We start from the raw sequence: 24501 nt of genomic DNA, 5'->3' as shown, positions 1-24501 counted from the left end.
GCCCTGCCGGTTTCTACGCGCGTCAATCTCCAGCCTGGTCAGGCCAGTTGTCAAGGTTTCGGCCATGTACGGACACCGGCCGGGAGATGAACCGGGCGGCATGGGGCGAAATCCGTCTACGCTGAGCGATTGAGTCGTACGGCGTCCAGGTGGTCGTACGGTCCCTGAGCCGCCCTAGGAGAATCAACCGATGTCAGACAGCTCCCCCCTGCCGCCGGTGCGGCTGCACACCGAAGCGGAGCTGGCGCGGGACGCGCTGTCCACACCGCTGCTCGCCCGGGCCGCGCGGCTCGCCCGCTGGGCCGGGCCGGACACCCGGGTCGACGCGGGGGCGGGGCTCGTCGACGAGCAGCTGCCGGCTGCCGCCGAGGTGCTGGGGCTGGCCGGGGTGGACGCCGAGGCGCAGGCGAGCGAGGCCTGGCGGGTGGCCGTGGACGCGGGTCTGGTGGAGGTCGTCGACGAGGACGAGGGGACGGTCGCGGCGGGGGAGGACCTCGCGCTGCTGACCGGTGGTACGCCGCACGACGTGCTCGCGGTGTGGCAGGGGGCGCTGGAGACGGTGCTCGCCGACGTGAGTGTGCCGGACATCGAGGGGCTGGACGACGCCCTGGACGAGGGCGGCGAGATCGACTTCTCCCGGCTCGAGTGGGATCCGGGGGCGGAGGCCGACTTTCTCGACGGGGTGCTCGGGAACCTGTACTTGTTGACCGTCAGCGAGGACGGGCCCGGTGAGGCGCCTGTGCCGTTGCCCGCGCTCGCCGCCTCGATGATCGTTCCGTCGGACATGGGGGAGCCCACCAACGACGTCCTGGAGCAGGTCTCCGACGCGATGATGAAGCTGGACGATCAGTTCCGGCTGCTGGAGCCGGTGGGGCTGGTCGAGTATCAGCCTGTTGACGAGGCGCTGATGGCGGACGGTGACGAGGAGCCCGCGGCGCCGGTCGATGACACTGACGTGACGCGCTACGGGATGGTGCGGCTTACGCCGTTGGGGCTTTACGGGCTGCGGGCTCGGTTGCTGGAGGCCGGGCTGACGGCGCCCGCCGTGGGGGACCTTGCCGACAAGGGAGCCGATGCGCTGCTCGACGGGACGGCTGCGTTTCCGCGGCGGGCTGCGCAGGCCGAGACCGAGATGTGGCTGGACCGGCGTGAACCCCTTGCTGCGGCGCGGGAGTTGCTTGCGGCGGCCAAGGGCGGCGACGTCGGTGCGCCGCTGCGGCGGCTGCGGTGTCAGCAGGCGCTGTCGTTGCTCGGTGGGGAGGCCGAGCCTGCGTTGCGGGACGTGCTTGGTGATCCTGAGTTGGGCGGGCTTGCTCGGGTGTGGCTGGCCGAGCGGGGGGCCGTTGACGTGCCGCCGCCTTCGGAGGCGATGATCTTCTGGCTCACGGTCGACACGGTTGCCGCGCAGCTTGCCGCCGAGGGGAACTCCGAGGAGTTGACGGAGTTGGTCGAGGGGCTGGCGCAGCAGCATCAGGGGTTCTTCGCGGCTGCGTGGCGTGTCGAGCATCCGGCTACGGCGGATGTGCTGGAGGCCATGGGGCGGCTGCATCCCGACAAGCGGATCGCCAAGGAAGCCCGGAAGGCTGCCTTCAAGGCTCGGTCGCAGCAAGGTAGTTGACCGCACGGTGGGTTGTGGGTCGGGGTCGGGGCGGTACGGCGAACCCGCCGCCGACGGTACTGCTGTGTTTTGAGGGGGGAACGAGCCCAACGGGCCACGTAAGCGGCGGGTTGCGCCGTACCGCCCCGACCCGCTCCCGTTGTGTCGCGACTGCGGGTGTGTGGGGGTGCGTGGCCTGCTTGGGTTCGGCGTGAAAGTGCCCTTCCCTGCGGGAACGATTGGGCTGAGGACCGCACGACGGGCCGTCGGCGGGCTCACTCTTCGGGGGCGGCGGAGTGCGCATGGACCGGGCTGCGGCGGAGCGGCTGGTGCGGGAGGCTTGCTCGAACTGGCGTGCCGACAGTTTCCTTGGTGGCCTGAGTCGTGTGGGGCAACTTGCCCTCGCCGGGCGGGCGTCGCTCGTCTCCTTTGCCTCGGGTGCGGTGCTGATCGAGGAGGGGGACATCAGTTCTGACGTCTTTCTGTTGGTCGCCTCATATGTCAAGGTCACCGCGGCCCTCGCAGATGGGGGCTGGACGCTTGTCGCCGTACGTATGAGCGGTGATCTGGTGGGTGAGCTTGCGGGGATGAGCGGGGCGCCGCGCAGTGCGTCGGTCAGGGCTTGTGGCGTTGCGCCGGTGACCGCGATGCGGCTCGGCTGGTCCGAGTTCGATGCGGTTGCGGAGGAGCATCCGGAGGTGCTGCGGCGGCTTCAGGAGACGGTCAGCCGGAAGCTGACGGCGGCCACCCGGCGCCGGGTCGACTTCCATCACCGGTCTCCAACCGTGCGGTTGGCCCGGGTGCTGGTCGAAATGGCCGACGACTTCGGGCAGTCGGTGCGCGGACGCGAGATCATCCTTCCGGTCGACCTCAAACACATGGAATGGGGCGAGCTGATCGGGGTCTCAGAGAGCACGGCGTACCGGGCGCTGAGGGAACTGCGTAATCTCGTGGACGCCCACCACCGGCGCGTCATCGTCACGGATCTGACGGGGCTTCGGAAGGTCGCCGACGGGGTGTGAAAAAAGGTACCGAAGGTAACCCGGCGCCAGGTGGCGACCTCTCGGACAGATGTGGTAAGCACTGCTGTCATACGACTATGGACTTCGTTCTCCTGCTTCAGGATTGGTCAGGCGCGCACGTTGCACGACAACGCGTCCGGTTCCGATGACGGATTCGGATCAGATCCAGCCGAGCCCCCTTACGACGCTGTCTTTGTTCGGGTCGATCTTGGCCATTACAGCCGTTTTCCCGGCCCGGAGATGCGCCCGGCACAGGCGGCGCTGTGCGGGGCGCACGCAGCGGCGCTCGGGCAGATGCCCGACAAGCTGCGGAGCAGTCTCCTCGCCTTCCTGAAAGACGGCGACGGGTATCTGCTGGTGTGGCCCAGCAACCTGATGGCCCTGGTGGTTTCGTGTTATGTCCCGGCCTTCAAAGACAGCATCGCCAAGCAGAACGTGGACCGGGAGCCGTCCATGCTCCTGCGCGCGCGTCTGGCCGTGGCCACGGGTCTTGCGGAGACGGCCGAGCTGGGCATCGCCGGGCAGGGGGCCGTCGAGGCGAAACGGCTGGTCGACGCCGAACAGGCGAAACTGCTGCAGGAGGAGTTCCCCGAGCAGCAACTGGTCGTGATCCTCAGCCGGTATGCCCATGAACAAACGATTCGCGTCGGCTGGGCGAAAGGCGTCGACCCCGAGGCCTTCGTCCCCGTCGTGGTACTCGACAAGTGGAACGAGAAGCGCGACGCCCACCTCACCGTCCCCGGCCGCACCGTGGACGAGGTGCGCCGCACCTTGAACCCGTCGCTGCTGACCCGGATGCGGCGGTACTTCGGCAAGACCGTGATGCCCGGGGTGAAGAAGGTCGTACGGGCCGTGCCCAAACTGGTGCTGGCGGCCGCGCTCGTGCCCGCCATGGCGGCCTGCGCGGTGGCGGTCCTGGCCCCCGTGGCGTTCTCCACCACGCGGGGCGAGGCGCCGGGCGACGGTTCGGCCTGGGCGGAAGGGACCGCGTCCGCCCCGACCGACCGTCCCGGACCGGCGACCTCGCGCTCCCTCGACGAGCGGCCCACGCTGACCCCGCAGACCCAGGAGCTGCGGGCCGTCCCCGTGCCGGGCCGGGAGGGTGCAGTCCAGCTCCGCGACGGAGCCCAGCCTCCGAACTGCCTCACCGGGAACGGGAAAGGCCAACCGCTCACCCTGGAGACATGCCGTCCGGGGGACCGTACGCAGGAGTGGGCGGCACCCTGACCGCGCCGGGTTCGCGCCCCGTGCGCGCACGCGCCCTCCCTCTCGCTCCGGAGCCTCCCCGTCAGGTGACGGGCGATGCACGGTCCGGGCCCTGAACGGCGCACTCTGCTGGTACGGGAGACGTGGCAGGGGGCGTCGATGACGGACTACGGGGGCGGCAGGGGTGTCGAGATCGCCGTGGCGGCCGGGCTGGGGGCGCTGACGGCCTTCCAGGGCTATGTGCAGGAGGCCGACGCGAAGGTCAACAGCATGCTCGTGGTGCATACCGGCGGGCTGGTCGCGGTGGTGACCACGCTCGGCTCAGGCGGCGGTCGCCCCCGCGGCGCGGTCACCGATGTCGCGCTGGCCGCCTTCGCCGTTACCTTCCTCGTCTCCGGCTACCATCTCGCGCTGGCGATGCGGCCGCGGCTGGAGCTCCCGCTGCCGCTCAGCCCCTTCGGCTTCATGGGGCTCGGCATCCCGCCGGCCACCGACCCCGGCCGCCTGTGCGGTCAACTCTGGGACATGGCCCACCTGTTGGGTCACATCGCACACGCCAAGAACCGTCATCTGTGCCGGGCCATGCCCTGGACCGGACTGATGTTGTGCCTCGGAGTGACGGTGTCCTTGCTGGGCACCGCCTGAGACAGGTCCTGGCGACCAGACGCCGTGGTGGCGCGACGGGGGTCCGCGCCACCACGGCCCGATGCCGGATGGCATTACCCGTACCCGACGGTCTTTTGATTCCTGTGGTCGGGTGCGTACGGATTCATGGAAGTGCGGCAGTCGAAGTCGCCCTGTGTTCAAGTGCCGTTCAGGCCCGGGCGGGACGGTGGCGCCGATCCGAGGTCCGCCACCCTCCACGGCACACCGACCGTCACAGGAGACACCATGTCGCTCACTCGCAGGGACTTCGCCAGGAAATCCGCGATCACCGGTGCCGGGGTCGCGCTGGCGGGCAGCGTCGGAGCCCTCGCCACGGCACCCAACGCGCTCGCCGCCACCGATGTCGAGAGCGAGGGCGTGGAGAGCGCCGGCGCCCACGGTGGAGTCGGCTACGGGCCGCTGATCGCCGACCCGGACGGCATCCTCGCGCTGCCCGCCGGGTTCAAGTACAGGGTCATCACCTACAGCGGCAAGACCAAGCTGGAGTCGGGCGAGTTCACGCCGTCCAACCACGACGGTACGTCCACCTTCGACGGGCCGCGCGGTACGACCCTGCTCGTCAACAACCACGAGCTGGCCGGGCCCCGTGCCAACTGGCCGCACCCGGTGCCGCTCACCGAGGGCCTCGTCTACGACCCGGCCGCGGCCGGGGGCTGCACGGTCGTCGAGGTGCGGCCCGGCGGCAAGGTCGCCGAGTGGGTCGGCATCGCCGGCACCGCCACCAACTGCGCGGGTGGCAACACCCCTTGGGGCACCTGGCTGACCTGCGAGGAGACCGAGGACAAGACCGGCACCAACGGCTTCACCAAAGACCACGGCTATGTCTTCGAGGTCGATCCCGAGGACCGTCGGGCCAATCGGGATCCCAAGCCCATCAAGGCGCTCGGGCGGTATGCCCATGAGGCCGTCGTCGTCGACCCCAAGCGTGGGCATCTGTATCTGACGGAGGACGCCTCCAACCCCAACGGCCTGCTGTACCGCTGGACCCCGCCCGAGGGCTTCTGCCACGGCCACGGCAAGCTGCGTACCCTCGCCGAGAACGCGGGCACCCTCCAGGCCTTCAAGTGCTTCGACTCCGGCGGCCAGTTCATCGACGACCTCTCCCGCGCCACCAAGATCGGCACCGTGTACGGCGTCGACTGGGTCGACGTCCCGGACCGGGACGCGCGGACGACCTCCGTCCGTAAGCAGTTCACCGCCGGTCAGGTCACCCGCGCCCGCAAGCTCGAAGGCATGTGGTGGGGTGACGGCGGCACGTACATCGTCTCCTCGTACGCTCGCACCGAGAGCCCCGTCCAGCACGACGGAGCGGTCTGGTTCTACGACCCGAAGCGGCGCACACTGACGCTGAAGGTCCTCATCGGCGTCAATCCGGACCCGTCGGTGGACGGTGCCTTCGACGGTCCGGACAACATCACCGTGTCTCCGTACGGTGGTCTCGTCATCGCCGAGGACGGTGAGGGACTTCAGCATCTGTTCGGTGCCACGGAGAGCGGTCGGACCTACCCCATCGCCCGCAACGAACTCAACGCCGGCACCGCGGACGACCCCGAGTACAGCGAGTTCACCGGCGTCACCTTCTCGCCCGACGGAAAGACGCTGTACGCCAACATCCAGACGCCGGGCATCATGCTCGCCATCACCGGGCCCTGGAAGCGTCAGAAGCGCGGCTGAACTCCGCCCGTAGTTTAATTCGTTCGCTCGACCCGCGGCCGTCCTCCTAAGGTTATGCACGTCCAGGTGCGAAGGCAGGACCTACTTCCACTCATAATGGGGCGGCCGCGGGTTCGAGTCCCGCCACCGGTACCAACAGGCCGGTGTAGCTCAGGGGTTAGAGCACCTACGTCGGTTCCGCCGACCTCGATCTCTGGACACCACAACTTCATTGCACCTCCCGGTGCGAACTGTTTGATCTCGGGGAGGCGCAGCTCAAGGTGGGTGGCCGGTGCGCAGGCAGCGGATACTTCAGGGCCCTGGTGCTTCGTTGAAGCATGCGGGTTCGAATCCCGTCATCGGCTCAGGGCCGATGTGGCGGAAATGGAAGACGCGCCAGGTTATAGTCCCGTCGCCGAATCCTGATCTCGGACATCTTCCTTTTGCTGCGCCTCCCTCCGAAACCGGAACTGGAATTCGGGGGAATTCGTCATGGCTCGATTCAACAGCAAGTCCGCCCGTGCGCAGCCCACTTCGCGGGTCACCTCCACGGGACGCGTACTGCGCAGCTACGAGGGTGGTAAGGGGCGTGAGCGGGACGCGCGTTCCGAGCTCTTTCTGCTCGCCGTCGCCAACTACGTGTCGCAGCAGACCTTTTACGAGGCGGGTGCCGAGCGGGACGACCGGTTCGCGCGGCTCGTGCGGCAGCTCGCGGTCGAGGATCCCGAGTGGACCGCCGGGCTGCTCGGCTGGCTGCGCGGGGACGGGAACCTCCGTACCGCCTCGATCGTCGGCGCCGCCGAATACGTGAAGGCGCGCCTCGACGTGGGCGCCACCGACGGGCCGGCCAACCGGCAGGTCGTGGCCTCCGCGCTGCGGCGCCCCGACGAGCCCGGCGAGTTCCTCGCGTACTGGACCGCGATGTACGGGCGTAACGTCCCCAAGCCCGTCAAGCGCGGGATCGCCGACGCCGTGCGCCGCCTCTACAGCGGCAAGTCGCTGCTGAAGTACGACACCGCGTCCAAGGGCTACCGCTTCGGCGACATCCTCAACCTGGTGCACGCGGCCCCGGACGCGGACAAGCCGTGGCAGGGCGAGCTGTTCCGGTACGCCCTCGACCGGCGGCACAACCCGGACACCGCGGTGCCGCCCACGTCGAGCCGCGTGCTCACCGCGCACCGCGAGCTGATGGCGCTGCCGGTGGCCGAGCGGCGTGCGGTCGTGACGTCGGAGGGCGGGGCCGAGCGGCTCGCGGCTGCCGGGATGACCTGGGAGGCGCTGGCCGGGTGGCTCCAGGGGCCGATGGACAGGGCGGCCTGGGAGGCCGTGATCCCGTCCATGGGCTCGATGGCGCTGGTCCGCAACCTCCGTAACTTCGACCAAGCGGGTGTGTCGGACGAGGCCGCGGCCGTGGTGGCCGCGCGCATCAGCGATCCGGCCGAGGTCGCGCGGTCGCGGCAGTTCCCCTTCCGGTACCTCGCCGCGTACCGGCACGCGCCCTCGCTGCGCTGGTCGTACCCGCTGGAGCAGGCGCTCGGGCACTCGCTGGCCAACGTGCCCGCGCTGCCCGGCCGCACGCTTGTGCTGGTCGACCGGTCGGGCTCGATGTGGGCTCCGCTGTCGGACCGCTCGGAGCTCAACCGGGCCGACGCGGCGGCGATCTTCGGCACGGCCCTCGCGCTGCGGGCACAGCACGCGGACCTCGTCGAGTTCGGCACCACCAACCGGCGGCTGAGCCACGGCAAGCGCGAGTCGGTGCTGAAGATCCTCGGGCGCTTCGGCGACCTGGGCGGGACCGACACCGTCAGCGCGATCCGCGCGCACTACCGGGGGCAGGACCGGGTGCTGATCGTCACCGACGAGCAGTACGCCTACAGCCAGTACGGCGACCCGACCGAGCAGGTCCCGGCGAAGGTGCCGGTCTACACCTGGAACCTCGCCGGCTACCGCGTGGGCCACGGCCCGTCCGGCAAGGCGAACCGGCACACCTTCGGCGGCCTCTCGGACGCGGCCTTCCGGATGGTCCCGCTGCTGGAGGCGGCACGGGACGCCGACTGGCCCTGGGCCGCCTGAGCCGGCCGATCGAGTCGGCCGCCTGATCGTGGCCCGCACTTCTACGGGGGGTGCGGGCCACACCCATGCCCGGCCTGGCCGGCCCTTGCCGGGGTCCGTGATTGACATCTAACATTTCAGTTGTGGAGGCCATACGACCAGTCCGGCGCACCCTCCTCAGGGACCGCGCCTACGAAGCCATCCGGGACGCCATCGTGGCCGGGCAGATCGAGCCCGGCGCCGTGGTGCGGGACGCCGAGCTCGCCGAGCGGCTGGGGCTGTCCCGGGCGCCGGTGCGGGAGGCCTTCTCCCGGCTGGTCGACGAGGGCCTGCTGGAGAGCAAGCCGCAGAGCTACACGCGGGTCACGCCGGTGGTGGCCGCCGATGTGCGGGACGCGGCCGCCGTGGTCGGCGCCATGCACGAGCTGGCCACCCGGGTCGCCGTGCCCAGGATGTTCGCCGCCGACGTCCAGGCGATGCGCACCGCCAACGAGCGGTTCGCCGTCGCCGTCGCCGTGGGTGACGTCGACGAGGCCCTGCTTGCCGACGACGCGCTGCACGACGTCCTCGTCCGGGTCGCCGCGAACCGCGCGGCCGCCGCGACGATCGCCCGCCACACCCCGCTCATCCGCCGCCTGGAGCGACGCCGCTTCGGGGAGAGCACCTGCCGTTCGGCCGGACTGCACGAGCAGCTGATCGACGCCTGCGCGGCCGGCCGGGTGGACGAGGCGGTCCGCGTCACCGCCGAGATCTGGCGCACCCTCGCCGACCTCGCCGACGGCGACTGATCCCCACCCCGGGAGGACTCATGTCCCTTTCCTCGTACGACCGTTACCCCCTCCTCTTCGGCCCCTCGCCGGTGCACCCGCTGGAGCGCCTGACCGCGCACCTCGGCGGCGCCGCGCTCTGGGCCAAGCGTGAGGACTGCAACTCCGGCATCGCGTACGGCGGCAACAAGACCCGCAAGCTGGAGTACCTGGTCGCCGACGCCCTCGCCAAGGGCTGCGACACCCTCGTGTCGATCGGCGGCGTCCAGTCCAACCACACCCGCCAGGTCGCCGCCGTCGCCGCCCGCGCCGGGCTCAAGTGCGTGCTGGTCCAGGAGAGTTGGGTGGAGTGGCCCGACTCCGTCTACGACAAGGTCGGCAACATCCTGCTCAGCCGCCTCGCCGGGGCCGACGTACGGCTGGTGAAGGCCGGGTTCGGGATCGGCTTCAAGGAGAGCTGGGAGCAGGCACTGAGGGACGTCGAGGAGTCGGGCGGCAAACCGTACGCCATCCCGGCCGGCGCCTCCGACCACCCGCTCGGCGGCCTCGGGTTCGCCGGATGGGCGTACGAAGTCGCCGAGCAGGAGCGGGATCTGGGGGTCTTCTTCGACACGGTCGTGGTGTGCTCGGTGACCGGGTCGACCCAGGCGGGCATGGTCGCCGGCTTCCGTGCCCTGGAGCAGGCGGGCGGCCGGGAGCGCCGGGTGATCGGCATCGACGCCTCGGCCAAGCCCGCCGCCACCCGCGAGCAGATCGCCCGGATCGCCCACAACACCGGTCAGCTCATCGGCGTAAAGAAGGAGTTGACCGAAGCGGACGTGGAGCTGGACGAGCGGTACCACGCCGGGATCTACGGCATCCCCGACGAGACCACGCTGGCGGCGATGCGGCTGGCCGCCCGCACCGAGGGCATGGTCACCGACCCCGTGTACGAGGGGAAGTCGATGGCCGGGATGGTCGACCTGGTCGAACGAGGGGAGATCGACCGGGACTCCACGGTGCTCTACGCCCACCTGGGCGGGCAGCCGGCACTCAACGCCTACAGCGCCCTGTTCTAGCGGGCGGTTCGAGCGCGGGCCTCGTGGCGGCTTCCTATGCCGCCACCCGCCGCTCCGCGGTCCGCGCGCGCCGCCCGAGCACGTACCCGGCCTGGAGCCGTGTTCTGGCGCCCAACGCGTCCAAGAGGTCCGCGATCCGCCGCTGGCAGGTCCGCAGGGAGATGTCCAGGCGCCGGGCGATCACCTTGTCCTCCAGGCCGTTCAGCAGCATGCGCTCGATGGACCCGTCGATCAGCGCGGAGGCCGAGCGGGCGCTGTCGTGGTCGTAGCGGCCGTCGAAGGGGCGTGCCTCGCCCCACGCGCCGTCGAGTGTGCGCCACAGCGCGGCGACCACGGACGGTTCGCGTACCACGCTGAGTCCCGGTCCCTCCCCGACCGGGACCACGGCGACCTCGGCGTCGACGACCAGCAGCCAGGTCGGCGAGGCGGCGGCCGTACGCACCTCGCCGCCGCGGGCGTACAGGGCCTCGGCCCGCTCGCGCATCCGTACGTCGAAGCGGGCGGCCTCCGGCAGCAGCACCCGGAGCAGGCCGGGGCGCGTCCCGGCGTATCTCGGCCACGGGCCGCGGTCCGGGTCGGCCGGCTCCTCCCAGGGATCCTCCGCGGGCAGCGACAGCAGGATCTCCCGCTCGGCCTCCGCGGTGACCGTGGAGAGGATGCCCCCGGCCGCCGAGGGGTCCTCGACCCGCTGGACGTGCGGCGGTCGGGCCTCGTCCACGAGGTTGGCCCGGTACAGCGGCAGCAGGCTGTGCATCTGCTGCCGCAGCCGCTCCAGTTCGTGTCGCCGCTGCTGCAAGGCCTCGTCGTGCACGGCCAGCAGTTGCAGGGAGGCGGTCAGCGGATTGACGGCCACATAGGCGTAGGTGCAGCCGTGCACCAGGTGCAGCAGCCGCAGCCGGACGAGGTCCTCGATGGCCTCGGCGGCCTCCGCCTCGGAGATGCCGAGATCTCGTACGCAGCGGTGTATGTCGACCCAGTCGCTGCGTAAGGCGAACGTGTACACCTCACTGGCCGCTGTGCCCGCCTGCGGGACGTCCGGCAGTACGGAGATGTCGTCGATGGTCATGGTTTGTCTCCCCTTCGTATTCGTGTCTGACGTAAGTCGACGGCTGCCCGTCGGGCGGCCGCCGATTGATTCTTCAACGGGAGAGGGGCGCGCGCCGAAACCCGGCACGCCGTCTTCGTCGATCTGCAACAACCGAGCAACACAAGCTGGGCCGAAGCATGGGAGACGCATGAGCCACCGCCAGTCCGTAAGGCCTTTACCGGGCGTTTGGTCCGATCTGAATCCGGCCGGGGGCCTGCCGGGGACAACCGACGTACAACGCGGCGACAACGTCCTGGGGCGGATCAGCTTCGCCGACGCCCCCGGCGCACCCGGACTGGACGACGGCAGCCCGCGGCTGACCACCCACATGGCGAACGAACTCGCCCCGCCCGTCCAGGAGATCTGGCGGACCGACCGCCCCGTGCGGTCCGGCACCGCCGGGGACGCCGTCTTCGCCGAGGACGGCGAACACCTCTTCTACGCGGCCCGCCTCGGACCGCGGCCGGTCTACCGGGAGGCGGCGCGCGAACTCTACGAGAACGCCCTGAAGTTCACCTGGGAACGCGGCTACACCGACCTGGTCCGCATGTGGAACCTCATCGGCGGCATAACCAGCCCGAACGCCGAAGGCCTGGAGATCTACCGCGACTTCTGCATCGGCCGGGCGGAGGCCTTCGCCACCTACGCCGAGCAGTTCCCGCAACTGCCCGCCGCCACCGGGATCGGCACGCTCAGCCCCGGCGTCGACCTCTGCTTCATCGCCGCGAAGCCCGGCCGCGCCGTACACCTGGAGAACCCCCGGCAGACGCCCGCCTACAAATACCCCTCCGCGTACGGGCCCAAGTCGCCGAGTTTCGCCCGGGCGACCTTCCTGCGGGACCTCGAAGCCCGGGGCGCCGGGCGGCTGTTCGTGTCGGGCACCGCGAGCATCCTGGGCGACGACACGGTGCACGTCGACAACGTTGCCCGGCAGACCGAGGAGACCCTCCGCAACATCGAGGCCCTGGTCGGCGGCGACAACCTCGGCCGGCACGGCGTGGACGGCGTCGGCTACGACGTCAAGGACCTCGACCAGGTCAAGGTCTACGTCCGCGACGCCGAGGATCTCCCCGTGGTGCGGGGCATCTGCGAGTCCGCGTTCCCCCGCGAGACCGACATCGCGTACTTCAACGTCGCCGTCTGCCGCCCCGACCTGCTGGTGGAGATAGAGGGAGTGTGCTCGTGACCGACATCCTCACGCACTCCGGGGCCGCGCCCGCCGAGACCGCGCCCGCCGACGCCAACCTGGCCGCACGGCTGGAGCAACTCGCCCGCGAGAAGGGCTGGTTGGAGCGGACCGCCTACCTCCAGGGCACCCACCGCTACTCCTACGGCGAGGTGTACGACCGGGTACGGCGCACCGCCGGAGCCCTCCGGGCGCTGGGCGTCGGCCGCGGGGAGCGGGTGCTGCTGGCGCTTCCGGACAGCGTCACCTTCGTGGTGACGTTCCTGGCCGTCCTGCGGATCGGCGCGGTGGCCGTCCCGGTGAACACGTTCTTCCACGCCGACGAACTGCGCTCCAGCGAGGAGATCGCCGAGGCGTCGATCGTCGTCTCCGACGCCGCGTTGCGGGAGGAGTTCCGCGGCCGGACCGTCACCCCGCGGGACCTCACGGAGGCCGACGACGACTCGGCCGGCGCGCCCGAGCCGGTGCCGTCCGACGCCCCCGCCTTCGCCGTGTTCACCTCCGGCACTACGGGCGCGCCCCGCCTCTGCTTCCACGACCACGGCGACGCCCGCCACTTCGACCGGGCCATCGGCGGCGTCCTCTCGCTCCGCCAGGGCGAGGTGAGTTACTCCGTCTCACGGATGTACTTCGCCTACGGCCTCGGCAACTCGGTCCTCCTGCCGCTCCAGCGCGGCGCCTCGGCCGTACTGACACCCGAGCGTGCCGACGAGACGATCGCCCTGTCGGTCCTGCAACGCCACGGCGTCAGCGTCCTCTACGCCCAACCCAGCTTCTACGCCCGGCTGTTGGCCCACCCCGACGCGCAGGTCCTGGGCCGGCTGCGGCTGGCACTCGTCGCCGGGGAGACACTGCCCCGGCCGCTGGAGGACCGGCTGCGCCGCATCCTCGGACCGCGCCTGCTGAACATCTGCGGCACGAGCGAGATCGGCCACGCCGTCCTGGCCAACGGCCCCGACGAGATCCACCCCTACAGCCTCGGCCGCATCCTGCCCCCGTACCGGGTGCGGGTGGTCGACGACGCCGAGGTGCCCGTACCGGCCGGCGAGGTCGGGCGGCTGCAGATCGCCGGTCCGACCATCGGCCCCGGCGTACGGCGCGGCAGCCTGCCTCCGCACCGGCTGGCCCCCGACGAGTGGTTCACCACCGGCGACTCCGCCCGCCTCGACGAGGACGGCCTGGTGTGGCTGTTCGGCCGGGTGGACGACATCGAGATCGTCGCCGGCGCCAACGTCCACCCCACCGAGGTGGAGGACCTGATCACCGGTATCGCCGGGATACGGGAGGCCGCGGTCGTCGCGGTGCGCCGGCCCGGCGGGGTGACGAGCCTGCGCGCCTACGTCGTCACCGAGCCGGGAACCGGCCGTCCCGCCGCTCTGGCCAAGGCGGTCCGCGCTACCGCCGAGGCCGCGCTGACCTCGTACAAGGTCCCCGAGGACGTCGAGTTCGTCGACGCCCTGCCCCGCAACAGCACTGGGAAGATCCTCCGCCGGGTCCTGCGCGGATGGAACACAGAGGACAAGGTGGTACCCGATGGCACGGACTGAGACACCCCCCGTCGAGGCGGCGAAGATCCCGCCCGCCGCGACGGCCGCCGCACTGCTCACCATGGTGCTGTGGGCCTCCGCCTTCGTGGCGATCCGGCACGTCGGCGAGAACGTGCACCCCGGCGCCCTGGCGCTCGGCCGCCTCCTCGTCGGCTCCCTCGCGCTCCTCGCCGTGGTGGCCGTCCGCCGCGAGGGACTGCCGCCGCGCGCCGCGTGGCCCGGGATCGCCGGCATGGGCGTCTTCTGGTTCGGGCTCTACATGGTGGCGCTCAACTGGGGCGAGCAGCACACCGACGCGGGCACGGCCGCCCTTCTCGTCGGCACCGGTCCGCTGATGGTGGCGCTGCTCGCGGGCTTCCTGCTGCACGAGGGCTTCCCGCGCCCGCTGCTGATCGGCCTCGCGGTGGCCTTCGCCGGTGCGGCGCTGGCCGGGGCCTCCAGCGGTGGCGGCGACACGGCCGTCGCCGGTGTGCTGCTCTGCCTGGCCGCCTCGGCCGGGCACGCGGTGGGCGTCATCTTCCAGAAGCCGGCGCTCTCGCACGCCTCGCCGCTCCAGGTCACCGCCTACGCCTCCGCGATCGGTGCCGTCGCCTGTCTGCCCTTCGCGGGCCAGCTGGTCGACGACCTCGGCGACGCCTCGGCGGGCAGCTGGGCGGGCGTCGTCTACCTGGGGCTCCTGCCGACCGCGCTCGCGTTCTGGACCTGGTCCTACGCCCTCTCCCAGATGCCGGCGGGGCGCCTGGGCGCGGTGACCTACATCGTCCCGGCCCTGACCGTGGTGCTGGCCTGGCCCACCCTGGGCGAGTTCCCGTCGGCGCTCGCACTGGCCGGCGGCGCCCTGTGCCTGGTCGGCGTGGGCGTCGCCCGCCGCCCCGCACGGACCGAGCCCGCCCAACAGGACTGAGAACAGGGCGAGTTCGCCCCCTGCCCGCCCCCGGTACCCACCGGAGGCGGGGCGGGCACTGCTGTCACCGGGTGGTCCTCCGCTGCCCGGTGATCACGAACGCACAGACGAGCAGGGCGGTTACGGCGATCAGCGCGCCCACGCCGAAGGCACGCGCCGCCCCTTCGGTGAGCACCTCGGCCGGAGTGCCCGACGCGTGGCGCGTCGCCGTGCCGAACACCGTGACCAGGACCGACAGTCCGAGCGTGCCGCCGAGCCACTGGAGCGTCTGCAGCAGACCTGACGCGGCGCCCGCCTCGTGCGGCTGGATACGGGCCAGGATGGTCGCGTTGAGCGGCATGAAGCTGAGGCCGACGCCGATTCCCATCAGCAGGAGCGGGCCGAGCAGGCCGTCCGCGTAGCCGTCGCCGGGTTCGAGGCGCCACAGCCAGGCGGCGGCCGTGGCGAGCAGGGCCATGCCGGTGAGCAGCACCGGTTTGGCGCCGAACCGGGGCAGCAGCCGCGGCACGAAGCGCACGGTCGTGAACATCGCCAGGGTCATCGGCAGGAAGGCGAAGCCTGCCCGCAACGGGCTGTAGTCCAGCACCTGTTGGCTGACCAGGGTGAGGAAGTAGAAGGCCCCGAACATGCCCGCCGGCAGCAGCAGGACGCCCGCGTAGCCGCCCGCGCGGTTGCGGTCGGAGAAGAGGCGCAGCGGCATGATCGGCTGGGGTGCGCGGGACTCGACCAGGGTGAAGGCGGCGAGCAGCGCGGCGGCCGTGCTGAATCCGACCATCGCCTGCCTGTCGCTCCAGCCCGACTCCGAGACCCGGATGAAGGCGTAGACGAGCGAGCTCATCCCCGCCGTGCCCGTGAGCGCCCCGGCCGCGTCGAACTTCCCCGCGTGGCGCGGGGTTTCGGTGACGAAGCGGGGCAGGGCGAGGGCGACCGCGGCGCCGATCGGGACGTTGATGAGCAGGGCCCAGCGCCAGGACGCCCAGGAGGTGAGCATGCCGCCGAGGAGCAGGCCGACGGAGGCGCCTATGCCGGCCATGGAGGCGTAGATGCCGAGAGCGTGGTGGCGGCGGGGTCCGTCGGGGAAGTTGGTGGTGATCAGGGCGAGGGTGGACGGTGCGATGAGGGAGGCGCCGACGCCCTGCAGCGCGCGGGCCGCCAGCAGCCAGGCGCTGTCGCCGGCGAGGCCGCCGAGCAGGGAGGACGCGGCGAAGACCAGGACGCCGGTGACGAGCGTACGGCGGCGGCCGATGATGTCGCCGACCCGGCCGCCGAGCAGCAGCAGACCGCCGAAGGCGAGCGTGTAGGCGTTGAGGACCCAGGACAGGCCGGTGCGGCTGAAGCCGAGGTCGTGCTGGATGTCCGGCAGAGCTACGTTGACGACGGTGGAGTCGACGCCCACCATCAAATAGGCCGTGACTACGACGAGGAGGACGGTGCCCAGTCGGGCGGGGTGGTCCGGTGGGGCGGAGCGTGTGCCGGTGGTCGTGGACGGGGTGGACATGGAGTTCTCCCGTTTCGAGGTCCCCGGTGAGGTGGGTGCGGGCAGCACGCAGTGACGGATGTGGGCAGGTCAGGGTGGCCCGCGGAGATAACCGGGGACTGTCTCCGTTTAACTCTCGCTAAGATACGGAGAGGGTCCCCGGTTCGCAAGGAGTATCTGGATGACGCAGGTCAGGCCCATGCGCGCGGACGCCCGGCGCAACTACGAGCGGTTGCTGAAGGCGGCGGCGGAGGCCTTCGCCGAGCACGGGGAGCAGGCCTCGCTCGATGACATCGCCAAGCGGGCGGGGGTCGGTTCGGGCACGCTGTACCGGCATTTCCCGACGCGGCAGGCGCTGTTGGAGGCGGTGTACGTCGACACCATCGAGGCGCTCGGCAACCGTGGGGACGAGCTCGCGAAGGAGCTGCCGCCGGGTGAGGCGCTGGGGGAGTGGCTCTACGAGGTGTGCATCGGCACGATTCAGGTCCGCGGTCTGAAGTCGCTGCTGGGCTCGGCCGTGACGGACGGCAGCAATGTCGCCCTCACGGCGTGCGGAACCCATATGAAGGGGGCGGCGCAGCGGCTGGTGGAGGCGGCGCAGCGGGAGGGGACCCTGCGCAAGGACGTCGAGTCGATCGATGTGCTGCGGCTGGCCCACGGGGTGGCGTCGGCCTCGGAACTGGCGAACGGCGGGACGCAGCACCTCCGCCGGTATCTGTCGCTACTGACGGAGGGGCTGCGGACGTAGTCGCGCTGGTCAGAGCGCCTGGGCGGCCGGCTTCACCATCCCGCGCACCGTGCGGGACTTCACGAAGTCGCCCATCGCCGTCATGTCCCACTCACCGGAGAACTGGCGGATCAGCTTCGCCATCATCACGCCCGTCTGAGCCTCCGCGCTGGTGAGGTCGAAGCGGACCAGTTCCTCGCCCGTCGCCGCGTCCAGGAGGCGGCAGTAGGCCTTGGCGACCTCGGTGAACTTCTGGCCGGAGAAGGAGTTCACCGTGAAGACCAGGCCGGTGACCTCCTGGGGGAGGCGGCCGAGGTCGACCACGATCACCTCGTCGTCACCACCGCCCTCGCCCGTGAGGTTGTCGCCGGAGTGCTTGACCGCGCCGTTGAGGATGGACAGCTTGCCGAAGTAGCAGCTGTCGACGTGGTTGCGCTGCGGGCCGTACGCGATGACCGAGGCGTCCAGGTCGATGTCCTTGCCGCGGTAGGCCGGCTCCCAGCCGAGGCCCATCTTGACCTGCGAGAGCAGCGGGCGGCCGCCCTTGACCAGGGAGACCGTCTGGTTCTTCTGGAGGCTGACCCGGCCCTTGTCGAGGTTGATCTTCCCGGCGCCCGGGGCGGGCGGACCCCCCACGGGTGCGGGCGTGGGCGGGGGCGGCGGCATGGTGGACAGCGGCGGGACCGGCGGTGCCACCGGGGGCTGCATGGCGGGCGCGGGCGGGGCGACGGGAGCCGCCGGGGCCACGGGGGCGGGCGCCGGCTCCTCCACCGAGACGCCGAAGTCGGTGGCGATGCCCGCGAGCCCGTTGGCGTACCCCTGGCCGACCGCTCGGGCCTTCCACGCGCCGTTGCGGAGATAGATCTCGACGACCACCAGCGCCGTCTCGGTGCCGAGTTGCGGCGGGGTGAAGGTGGCCAGCACCGAGCCGTCGTCCGTGCCCCGGACGGTGGCCGTCGGCTCGATGCCCTGGAAGGTCTGCCCGGCGGCGTCCGGGCTGGCGGTGACCACGATCTTCTCGATACCCGGCGGCAGCGCGGCCGTGTCGACGAGGATCGCGTCCGGTGCCGTACCACCGCCCGAGCGGTAGGTCACACCGGGGCCGCTCGGCTGGTTGTAGAAGATGAAGTCGTCGTCCGAGCGCACCTTGCCGTCGCCCGTGAGCAGCAGGCCCGACACGTCGAGCCGCACCGGGGCGGCGACGTCCACCGTCACGCGGGCGGTGGGGAGAGGGATGTTCGAGCCAGGGGTCATAGCTGTCATGCCCGGTGAACGAACGACCTCGCTTTACCGTTCCCTTAAACTTCTACGGCACCACGACGATCTTCCTCCCGACCCCCGCCGCGAACTGTTCCAGCGCCTGCGGGTACCGCTCCAGCGGGATCCGGTCGCTGATGAAGACCTCCGGGTCGAGGACCCCGTTCGCGAACAGCTCGGCCGCCCGCTCGAAGCTGTGCAGGACCGCCATGGAGCCGGTGATGGTGATCTCCTGGTTGTAGATGCGGTACGGGTCGATGGTCACGCGGGTCGCGTAGTCCGCCACCCCGAACTGGAGGAAGGTGCCCGCCTTCGCGACCCGGTCCAGGCCGTCCTGGATCGCTGCCGCGTTGCCCGTCGCGTCGACGACCAGGTCCCAGCCCTGCGGCCGGTCCAGCTCGTCCGCGTTCGCCGCCGACGCCGAGACGCCGAGCCGTACCGCCGTCTCCAGGCGGGCCGGGTTCAGGTCGACGATGTCGACGCTCGCCGCGCCGGTGCGCTTGGCGAGTTCCAGCATCATCAGGCCCATCGTCCCGGAGCCGTAGATCAGGACGTGCGCGCCGAGGCGGGACTGGAGGACGTCGTAACCGCGGACCGCGCAGGACAGGGGCTCCACCAGGGCCGCGTCCTGGGGGCGGACGTGTTCGGGGAGCTTCACGCAGTTCGCGACCGGGGCGACCGCGTACTGGGCCGCGCCGCCGGCGGTGGTGACGCCGATCGCCGCCCAGCGTTCGCAGAGGTTGTTGTGGCCGGTACGGCAGTACCGGCACTCGTAGCAGTAGAGGGACGGGTCGACGGCCACCTGGTCGCCGACCGCGACCTCGGTGACCTGGGCGCCGACGCCGACCACCTCGCCGGCGAACTCGTGGCCCGGCACGATCGGCAGCTTGGGCGCGAACTCGCCCTGGAGGATGTGCAGGTCGGTGCCGCACAGGCCGCACGCGGCGACCTGGACGACGACCTCGCGGGGGCCGGGTGTCGGGTCGGGGACCTCGGTGACGACGGCGCGGCCCACGGACTCGATGACGGCGGCCTTCATTTGACGGCTCCCAAGGACAGGCCCTGGACCAGTTTGTCCTGGGCGGCGAACCCCGCGGCGAGCACCGGCAGGGAGATGACGAGCGACGCGGCGCACACCTTGGCCAGGAACAGGCCCTGGCTGGTGATGAAGCCGGTCAGGAAGACGGGGGCGGTCTCGGCCACCACGCCGGTGAGCACCCTCGCGAACAGCAGCTCGTTCCAGCTGAAGATGAAGCAGATCAGGGCGGTCGCGGCGATGCCGGGCAGCGCGATCGGGGCGACCACGCGCGCGAGGATCGTCGGCAGGCGGGCCCCGTCCACCCGGGCCGCCTCGATGATGGCCACCGGGACCTCGGCGAGGAAGGACTGCATCATCCACACCGCGATCGGCAGGTTCATGGAGGTGTAGAGGACGACCAGGAACCAGATGTTGTCCAGCATGTCCGTGTTCTTGGCGAACAGGTAGATGGGCAGCAGGCCCGCCACCACCGGCAGCATCTTCGTGGACAGGAAGAAGAACAGGATGTCCGTCCACTTCTTCACCGGCCGGATCGACAGGGCGTACGCCGCCGGGAGCGCCAGCAGCAGCACCAGGACCGTCGAACCGATCGACGCCACCGCGGAGTTGATCAGCGACGGCCAGGGGCTCGCGCCGCCGCCCGTGCCGAAGAACTCGCGGTAGCCGTCCAGGGTGAGGGCGGCCCCGAAGGACGGCGGGTTGGTGGCCGCGTCCGCCTCCGAGTGGAAGGACGTCAGCGCCATCCACGCGATGGGCAGGAAGAAGACGATGCCGACCAGCCAGGCCACCAGCCCGAGCCCGCCTCGACGCAGTACGGCGTTCATGCGCGGGACACCTCCTCGCGGAACAGGGACGACACCACGCGCAGCGCGAAGGTCGCGATGATGATCGAGCCGATGACCACCAGGACGCCCGCGGCCGAGGCGAGGCCGTTCTCGTGGGCCTGGTAGAAGCTCTGGTAGACGGTGTAGGGGAGGTTGGCGGTGCCCAGGCCGCCGGAGGTGATGGTGAAGACCGCGTCGAAGTTCTGGACGATGTAGATCGAGCCGAGCAGCGCGCCGAGTTCGAGGTAGCGGCGCAGGTGCGGGAGCGTCAGATGGCGGAAGATCTGCCAGTCGTTCGCGCCGTCCACCCGCGCGGCCTCCAACTGCTCGTTGTCACGGCTCTGCAGGCCCGCCAGCAGGATCAGCATCATGAACGGCGTCCACTGCCAGATCAGGGATGCCTCGACCGCGAGCAGCGGGTTGTCGGAGATCCAGTCGGGCTGCGGGCCGCCGACGTAGTGCAACAGGCCGTTCAGCAGGCCGTATTCGGGGTTGAACAGCACGTGCTTCCACAGCAGGGCCGCGGCCACCGGGACCACCAGGAATGGCGCGATCAGCAGCGTGCGGACGATGCCCCGGCCGCGGAACCTGCGGTCCAGCAGGAGCGCCAGCGCCAGGCCGAGGACCAGGCTGACCAGGACGACCGTGACCGTCAGCAGGACCGTCGTCCACACCGAGTGGCGCAGGTCCGCGTCGGTGAGGACCTCCTTGTAGTTGTCGAGGCCGGTGAAGTGACGGGCCTTCGGATAGAGGGCGTTCCAGTCGAAGAACGAGATGATCAGCGTGGCCACGAAGGGCAGCTGGGTCACCACGATCATGAAGACCAGGGCGGGCAGCAGTGGGGCGCGGGTGGCCCAGGCGCGCATCCGGGTGGACGGTTGGCGCGTGGTGCGTACGGGAGTTGCGGCTATCGGAGCCGTTGTCGTGGCGCTCATCGCCCCTCGTACTCCTTCGAGATCTTCTCGGCGAGCTGCTGGGACTTCTTCAGGGCCGCTTCGACGGACTGGCGTCCGGCGATGGCCGCGCTGATCTCCTGGGAGACCTTGGTGCCGAGATCGGTGAACTCGGGGATGCCGACGAACTGGATGCCGGGCGCGGGGCGCGGCTGGACCCCCGGGTCGTTGGGCCTGGCGCCCTCGATGGCCTCCTTCGTCATCTCCTGGAAGGCGGCGGCCGACTTGACGTACTCGGCGTTGGTGTAGGTCGAGGCGCGTTTGCCGGCGGGCACGTTGGGCCAGCCGCTGGTCTCGCCGACCAGCTCCTCGTACTGCTTGCTGGAGGCCCAGGAGACGAACTTCCAGGCCTTGTCGGGGTTGCGGGAGGCCTTCTGGATGCCCCAGGCCCAGGTGTAGAGCCAGCCGGCGTTGTCCGTCTTCTCGACGGGCGCGGGCGCGTAGCCGAGCTTGCCCTTGACCGGGGAGCCGCTCGCCTCCAGCGAACCGGCGGCGCTCGTGGCGTCGTACCACATGGCGACCTTGCCCTGGGTCATGTTGTTCAGGCACTCGGCGAAGCCGGACTGGGCGGCTCCGGACTCGCCGTGCTTGCGCACGAGGTCGACATAGAACTTCGTCGCCTTCTCGAAGGCGGGGGAGTCGAGCTGTGCCTTCCAGTCCTTGGTGAACCAGGTGCCGCCGAAGGTGTTCACCACGGTGGTCAGCGGTGCCATGACCTCACCCCAGCCGGGCAGGCCGCGCAGACAGATGCCGCGCATCCCGGACTCGGCCCCGTCGACCTCGGCGGCGAGCTTCGCGACCTGGTCCCAGGTGGGGTGGGCCGGCATGGTCAGGCCCTTCTTCGCGAAGACGTCCTTGCGGTACATCAGGAAGGACGACTCGCCGTAGAAGGGCTGCCCGTAGAGCTTGCCGTCGTCGGCGGTCAGGGACTGGCGCATCGGCTTGAGGACGTCCTGCTCGTCGTAGGACGGGTCCTTGGCCACGTACGAGTTCATCTCGTGCAGCCAGCCGTTCTTGGCGTAGATCGGGATCTCGTAGTTGGAGAGCGTCGCCACGTCGTACTGGCCGGCCTGGTTGGCGAAGTCCTGGCTGATCTTGTCGCGGACGTCGTTCTCCGGCAGCACGGTGAAGTTCACCTTGATGCCGGTCTCCTTGGTGAAGTGCGCCTTGGTGAGTTTCTGCAGCTCCACCATCTGCGGGTTGTTGACCATCAGGACGTTGACGGAGTCACCGCCGGAACCGGACCCGCCCGCCCCGACCCAACAGCCGGAGAGCAGCGGGGCGAGCAGCGTCCCTGCGGCGGCCATGGCGAGCAGGGCTCGCGGCGGCCGTCGTCGGCTCTGGGTGCGCATGGATCGCTCCTGAACATATGGGGATATAAAGGGCATGCTTGGGGCAGAGGGGTGCCCTGGAGGGTGGGTTTGTCTTTCAGACGCGGATGACCTGTGGCCCCTGCAGCGAATACCGATGGGCCTCGGCGGAGGGCAGCAGCGTGCTCGTGACGATCGTCTCCAGCGCGCCGATCTCCGCGAACCGGCAGAAGCTGACCGCCCCGAACTTGGTGTGCACGCCCGCGAACACGGTGCGGCGGGCGGCCCGGATGGCCTGCGCCTTGACCTCGCTGACGGCCGGGTCGGGGGTGGTCAGGCCGTGCTCGCGGGAGATGCCGTTGGCGCCGATGTAGGCGAGGTCGATGACGAAGCCGGCCAGCATCTTCGTCGTCCAGTGGTCGACCGTGGCGAGGGTGCCGGGGCGGACCCGGCCGCCGAGCAGCAGTACGGAGATGTTGCCGGCCTCGGCGAGACTGCCCGCGACCGGCAGGGACGCGGTGACCACGGTCAGCGGCCGGTCCGCGGGCAGTGCCTCGGCGATGAGCTGCGGGGTGAAGCCCTCGTCGACGAAGACGGTCTCGGCGTCCCCGAGCAGCTCGGCCGCGGCGGTCGCGATCCGGCGCTTCTCGGGTACGTGGCTGGTGGCGCGGAAGGCGAGGGTCGTCTCGAAGCCGGCGCTCTCCACGGGGTAGGCGCCGCCGTGGGTACGGCGGACCAGGCCGTGGTCCTCCAGGGCGCGGAGGTCTCTTCGCACGGTTTCCTTCGCCACGCCGAGCTGGGTGGCGAGGGTGTTGACGTCCACGGCGCCTGTGGTGCGGGCGGCTCGTACGATTTCCCGCTGGCGTTCCTCCGCGGTACTGGTCATTCGGTCACCCGCTTTCCTGTCGTGCTGCCCGTTCGGGCCGTATGCAGGAAGTTGTACAGCGGGTGGGGGGTGGTGACCAGGTCTGTTGCGGGGGTGATCCTGTCCGTCTCTGCCCGTTCGGGCGGCGGTGCGCCTATGAGCTCGGGTGCTGTGCGTATGTGGCGGCTACAGGCTCGTCGTGGCTGGTCGCGCCCCGCGGCGGAGCCGCAAATATCACAGCCCCGCGCCCCTGGAATGGGCGCTGACGCGCCGCAATCCAGCGCCGTATCCGTGCCCGAACATGACCGCGGGCGGGCCCGTTCGGTGCCCGCCCGCAGTGAGAATCGGCCGATCTAGTACGGCCAGATCGGCGGGTCGCTCACGAAGTGGCCGCCCAGGTAGGCGTGGGCGATGTTCTCCGGGTCCAGGTCGCCCTGGTCGGCGATCAGCTTCTCCGCGTACGGCTCGGAGTCGTCCTGGGGGGCGTAGCCGAGAGCCCGGGCCGTGGTGAGGTCCCACCACAGGCGGGTGTTGGCCGAGGAGCCGTAGACGACCGTGTGCTCCACGTTCTCCGCGGTCAGGGCCGCGTGGAAGAGGCGGGCGCCGTCGGACGGGCTCATCCAGACCGACAGCATCCGGACGCTGGTGGGCTCCGCGAAGCAGGAGCCGATGCGTACCGAGACCGTCTCCAGGCCGTGCTTGTCCCAGTAGAGCTGGGCGAGGTCCTCGCCGAAGGACTTGGACAGGCCGTAGAAGGTGTCCGGGCGGCGCGGGGTGTCGATCGGGATGAGGGGGGCGTCGCCCTGGGGGCGGGGGGTGAAGCCGACCGCGTGGTTGGAGGAGGCGAAGACGATGCGGGCGACGCCCTCCTCGCGGGCGGCCTCGTACAGGTTGTACGTGCCCTCGATGTTCGCCCGGAGGATCTTCTCGAAGGGGGCTTCCAGGGAGATGCCCGCGAGGTGGATGATCGCGTCGACGCCCCGCACGGCCTCGCGCACGGCCTCCTTGTCGGCGAGGTCCGCGACGATCGCGTCCGGCTCGCCGTCGATCGGGCGCAGGTCGAGCAGGCGCAGCTCGTAGCCGTACTCGGGGAGCAGGTCCCGCATCAGGGTGCCGAGTCCGCCGGCGGCGCCGGTGAGCAGAACGGTGCGGGGGGCTGGCATCCTCGCGTCTCCTTCGGTCGGCGGCTGCATGCGTGCACGGTATTCACATCCGTGGACACGCTAGGGAGCGTGAGCGGCGCTCGTCAAGTATCCCGTGGAGGTGGGGAATCCGCTGGTGTGATGCGGGTTTGCGCGCTTGAC

General features: G+C 70.6%; 21 protein-coding genes. 12 read left to right on the top strand and 9 right to left on the bottom strand.

Annotated features, from left to right (window positions below):
* Nucleotides 1-190: 190 nt before the first annotated feature.
* The 8 genes from ACQEWB_RS11685 to ACQEWB_RS11650 all read left to right on the top strand — a co-directional run bounded on the left by ACQEWB_RS11685 (nt 191) and on the right by ACQEWB_RS11650 (nt 10021).
* Nucleotides 191-1618, top strand: coding sequence for a hypothetical protein (locus ACQEWB_RS11685; protein ID WP_432829827.1), 1428 nt, complete (start codon nt 191-193; stop codon nt 1616-1618).
* 281 nt (nt 1619-1899) lie between these two features.
* Complete coding sequence (locus ACQEWB_RS11680) at nt 1900-2619, top strand: Crp/Fnr family transcriptional regulator (protein ID WP_432829825.1); 720 nt, start codon at nt 1900-1902, stop codon at nt 2617-2619.
* A gap of 240 nt (nt 2620-2859) precedes the next feature.
* Complete coding sequence (locus ACQEWB_RS11675; RefSeq protein WP_432829823.1) at nt 2860-3846, top strand: hypothetical protein; 987 nt, start codon at nt 2860-2862, stop codon at nt 3844-3846.
* A 138-nt stretch (nt 3847-3984) separates the two neighbouring features.
* Complete coding sequence (locus ACQEWB_RS11670) at nt 3985-4470, top strand: hypothetical protein (protein WP_432829821.1); 486 nt, start codon at nt 3985-3987, stop codon at nt 4468-4470.
* 246 nt (nt 4471-4716) lie between these two features.
* Nucleotides 4717-6165, top strand: coding sequence for an alkaline phosphatase PhoX (locus tag ACQEWB_RS11665; RefSeq protein ID WP_432829819.1), 1449 nt, complete (start codon nt 4717-4719; stop codon nt 6163-6165).
* Between the two features lie 471 nt (nt 6166-6636).
* Complete coding sequence (locus ACQEWB_RS11660) at nt 6637-8217, top strand: TROVE domain-containing protein (protein WP_432829817.1); 1581 nt, start codon at nt 6637-6639, stop codon at nt 8215-8217.
* 122 nt (nt 8218-8339) lie between these two features.
* A complete protein-coding gene (locus tag ACQEWB_RS11655) occupies nt 8340-8984 on the top strand; it encodes a GntR family transcriptional regulator (protein ID WP_432829815.1) in 645 nt (214 codons plus the stop codon).
* 20 nt (nt 8985-9004) lie between these two features.
* On the top strand, nt 9005-10021 hold the full coding sequence (locus ACQEWB_RS11650; protein ID WP_432829813.1) for a 1-aminocyclopropane-1-carboxylate deaminase: 1017 nt from the start codon (nt 9005-9007) through the stop codon (nt 10019-10021).
* A 34-nt stretch (nt 10022-10055) separates the two neighbouring features.
* On the opposite strand, the gene ACQEWB_RS11645 is transcribed toward ACQEWB_RS11650, so the two are convergent.
* On the bottom strand, nt 10056-11087 hold the full coding sequence (locus tag ACQEWB_RS11645; RefSeq protein WP_432829811.1) for a LuxR family transcriptional regulator: 1032 nt from the start codon (nt 11085-11087) through the stop codon (nt 10056-10058).
* Between the two features lie 169 nt (nt 11088-11256).
* Between ACQEWB_RS11645 and ACQEWB_RS11640 the strand changes: the two genes are divergently transcribed.
* From ACQEWB_RS11640 to ACQEWB_RS11630, 3 genes are read left to right on the top strand one after another with little or no spacing between them, the layout of a single operon-like run.
* Nucleotides 11257-12294 carry an FkbO/Hyg5 family chorismatase gene (locus tag ACQEWB_RS11640; RefSeq protein WP_432829809.1) on the top strand — a complete coding sequence of 346 codons (1038 nt, stop codon included), beginning with the start codon at nt 11257-11259 and terminating at the stop codon, nt 12292-12294.
* Entirely contained in the window at nt 12291-13841 is a 1551-nt protein-coding gene (locus ACQEWB_RS11635; RefSeq protein ID WP_432829807.1) for a class I adenylate-forming enzyme family protein, read from the top strand. Before ACQEWB_RS11640 ends, ACQEWB_RS11635 begins: the two co-directional genes overlap by 4 nt.
* On the top strand, nt 13828-14745 hold the full coding sequence (locus ACQEWB_RS11630) for a DMT family transporter (protein ID WP_432829805.1): 918 nt from the start codon (nt 13828-13830) through the stop codon (nt 14743-14745). The genes ACQEWB_RS11635 and ACQEWB_RS11630 overlap by 14 nt, the downstream gene beginning before the upstream one ends.
* Nucleotides 14746-14809: 64 nt before the next feature.
* Here ACQEWB_RS11630 and ACQEWB_RS11625 read toward each other — a convergent pair whose 3' ends face one another.
* The gene (locus ACQEWB_RS11625) at nt 14810-16243 is read right to left on the bottom strand and encodes an MFS transporter (RefSeq protein WP_432829803.1); all 1434 of its coding nucleotides are present in this window, start codon (nt 16241-16243) and stop codon (nt 14810-14812) included.
* A 160-nt stretch (nt 16244-16403) separates the two neighbouring features.
* On the opposite strand from ACQEWB_RS11625, the gene ACQEWB_RS11620 reads away from it, so the two are divergent.
* Complete coding sequence (locus ACQEWB_RS11620; protein WP_432829801.1) at nt 16404-16970, top strand: TetR/AcrR family transcriptional regulator; 567 nt, start codon at nt 16404-16406, stop codon at nt 16968-16970.
* Nucleotides 16971-16979: 9 nt separating this feature from the next.
* On the opposite strand, the gene ACQEWB_RS11615 is transcribed toward ACQEWB_RS11620, so the two are convergent.
* The 7 genes from ACQEWB_RS11615 to ACQEWB_RS11585 all read right to left on the bottom strand — a co-directional run bounded on the left by ACQEWB_RS11615 (nt 16980) and on the right by ACQEWB_RS11585 (nt 24360).
* A complete protein-coding gene (locus tag ACQEWB_RS11615) occupies nt 16980-18203 on the bottom strand; it encodes a TerD family protein (RefSeq protein WP_432843756.1) in 1224 nt (407 codons plus the stop codon).
* A 52-nt stretch (nt 18204-18255) separates the two neighbouring features.
* Nucleotides 18256-19245, bottom strand: coding sequence for a zinc-dependent alcohol dehydrogenase family protein (locus ACQEWB_RS11610; protein WP_432829799.1), 990 nt, complete (start codon nt 19243-19245; stop codon nt 18256-18258).
* Complete coding sequence (locus ACQEWB_RS11605) at nt 19242-20069, bottom strand: carbohydrate ABC transporter permease (RefSeq protein WP_432829797.1); 828 nt, start codon at nt 20067-20069, stop codon at nt 19242-19244. Before ACQEWB_RS11605 ends, ACQEWB_RS11610 begins: the two co-directional genes overlap by 4 nt.
* Nucleotides 20066-21004 carry a carbohydrate ABC transporter permease gene (locus tag ACQEWB_RS11600; protein ID WP_432829795.1) on the bottom strand — a complete coding sequence of 313 codons (939 nt, stop codon included), beginning with the start codon at nt 21002-21004 and terminating at the stop codon, nt 20066-20068. Before ACQEWB_RS11600 ends, ACQEWB_RS11605 begins: the two co-directional genes overlap by 4 nt.
* Nucleotides 21001-22374 (bottom strand): ABC transporter substrate-binding protein, encoded by a 1374-nt coding sequence (locus ACQEWB_RS11595; RefSeq protein WP_432829793.1) that lies wholly within the window; start codon nt 22372-22374, stop codon nt 21001-21003. Before ACQEWB_RS11595 ends, ACQEWB_RS11600 begins: the two co-directional genes overlap by 4 nt.
* 76 nt (nt 22375-22450) lie before the next feature.
* Nucleotides 22451-23218: a DeoR/GlpR family DNA-binding transcription regulator gene (locus ACQEWB_RS11590; RefSeq protein WP_432829791.1), complete on the bottom strand. Its 768-nt coding sequence runs from the start codon at nt 23216-23218 to the stop codon at nt 22451-22453.
* A 332-nt stretch (nt 23219-23550) separates the two neighbouring features.
* The gene (locus ACQEWB_RS11585) at nt 23551-24360 is read right to left on the bottom strand and encodes an NAD-dependent epimerase/dehydratase family protein (protein WP_432829789.1); all 810 of its coding nucleotides are present in this window, start codon (nt 24358-24360) and stop codon (nt 23551-23553) included.
* Nucleotides 24361-24501 lie beyond the last annotated feature (141 nt).

Origin of the sequence: Streptomyces sp. CA-249302 (genome assembly GCF_050936785.1) — a bacterium.
In the GTDB taxonomy this organism is placed as follows: domain Bacteria; phylum Actinomycetota; class Actinomycetes; order Streptomycetales; family Streptomycetaceae; genus Streptomyces.
Note: the sequence above shows the minus strand (reverse complement) of the source record. Positions and strands in the feature narration are given on the sequence as shown.

Bases quoted from the DNA above. Each gene is read 5' to 3' on its own strand.
- ACQEWB_RS11605 (WP_432829797.1), bottom strand. From the start codon at position 20,069: ATGAACGCCGTACTGCGTCGAGGCGGGCTCGGGCTGGTGGCCTGGCTG.
- ACQEWB_RS11670 (WP_432829821.1), top strand. From the start codon at position 3,985: ATGACGGACTACGGGGGCGGCAGGGGTGTCGAGATCGCCGTGGCGGCC.
- ACQEWB_RS11585 (WP_432829789.1), bottom strand. From the start codon at position 24,360: ATGCCAGCCCCCCGCACCGTTCTGCTCACCGGCGCCGCCGGCGGACTC.
- ACQEWB_RS11630 (WP_432829805.1), top strand. From the start codon at position 13,828: ATGGCACGGACTGAGACACCCCCCGTCGAGGCGGCGAAGATCCCGCCC.
- ACQEWB_RS11640 (WP_432829809.1), top strand. From the start codon at position 11,257: ATGAGCCACCGCCAGTCCGTAAGGCCTTTACCGGGCGTTTGGTCCGAT.
- ACQEWB_RS11595 (WP_432829793.1), bottom strand. From the start codon at position 22,374: ATGCGCACCCAGAGCCGACGACGGCCGCCGCGAGCCCTGCTCGCCATG.
- ACQEWB_RS11590 (WP_432829791.1), bottom strand. From the start codon at position 23,218: ATGACCAGTACCGCGGAGGAACGCCAGCGGGAAATCGTACGAGCCGCC.
- ACQEWB_RS11610 (WP_432829799.1), bottom strand. From the start codon at position 19,245: ATGAAGGCCGCCGTCATCGAGTCCGTGGGCCGCGCCGTCGTCACCGAG.
- ACQEWB_RS11685 (WP_432829827.1), top strand. From the start codon at position 191: ATGTCAGACAGCTCCCCCCTGCCGCCGGTGCGGCTGCACACCGAAGCG.
- ACQEWB_RS11645 (WP_432829811.1), bottom strand. From the start codon at position 11,087: ATGACCATCGACGACATCTCCGTACTGCCGGACGTCCCGCAGGCGGGC.
- ACQEWB_RS11650 (WP_432829813.1), top strand. From the start codon at position 9,005: ATGTCCCTTTCCTCGTACGACCGTTACCCCCTCCTCTTCGGCCCCTCG.
- ACQEWB_RS11680 (WP_432829825.1), top strand. From the start codon at position 1,900: ATGGACCGGGCTGCGGCGGAGCGGCTGGTGCGGGAGGCTTGCTCGAAC.
- ACQEWB_RS11600 (WP_432829795.1), bottom strand. From the start codon at position 21,004: ATGAGCGCCACGACAACGGCTCCGATAGCCGCAACTCCCGTACGCACC.
- ACQEWB_RS11615 (WP_432843756.1), bottom strand. From the start codon at position 18,203: ATGACCCCTGGCTCGAACATCCCTCTCCCCACCGCCCGCGTGACGGTG.
- ACQEWB_RS11625 (WP_432829803.1), bottom strand. From the start codon at position 16,243: ATGTCCACCCCGTCCACGACCACCGGCACACGCTCCGCCCCACCGGAC.
- ACQEWB_RS11620 (WP_432829801.1), top strand. From the start codon at position 16,404: ATGACGCAGGTCAGGCCCATGCGCGCGGACGCCCGGCGCAACTACGAG.
- ACQEWB_RS11675 (WP_432829823.1), top strand. From the start codon at position 2,860: ATGCGCCCGGCACAGGCGGCGCTGTGCGGGGCGCACGCAGCGGCGCTC.
- ACQEWB_RS11660 (WP_432829817.1), top strand. From the start codon at position 6,637: ATGGCTCGATTCAACAGCAAGTCCGCCCGTGCGCAGCCCACTTCGCGG.
- ACQEWB_RS11665 (WP_432829819.1), top strand. From the start codon at position 4,717: ATGTCGCTCACTCGCAGGGACTTCGCCAGGAAATCCGCGATCACCGGT.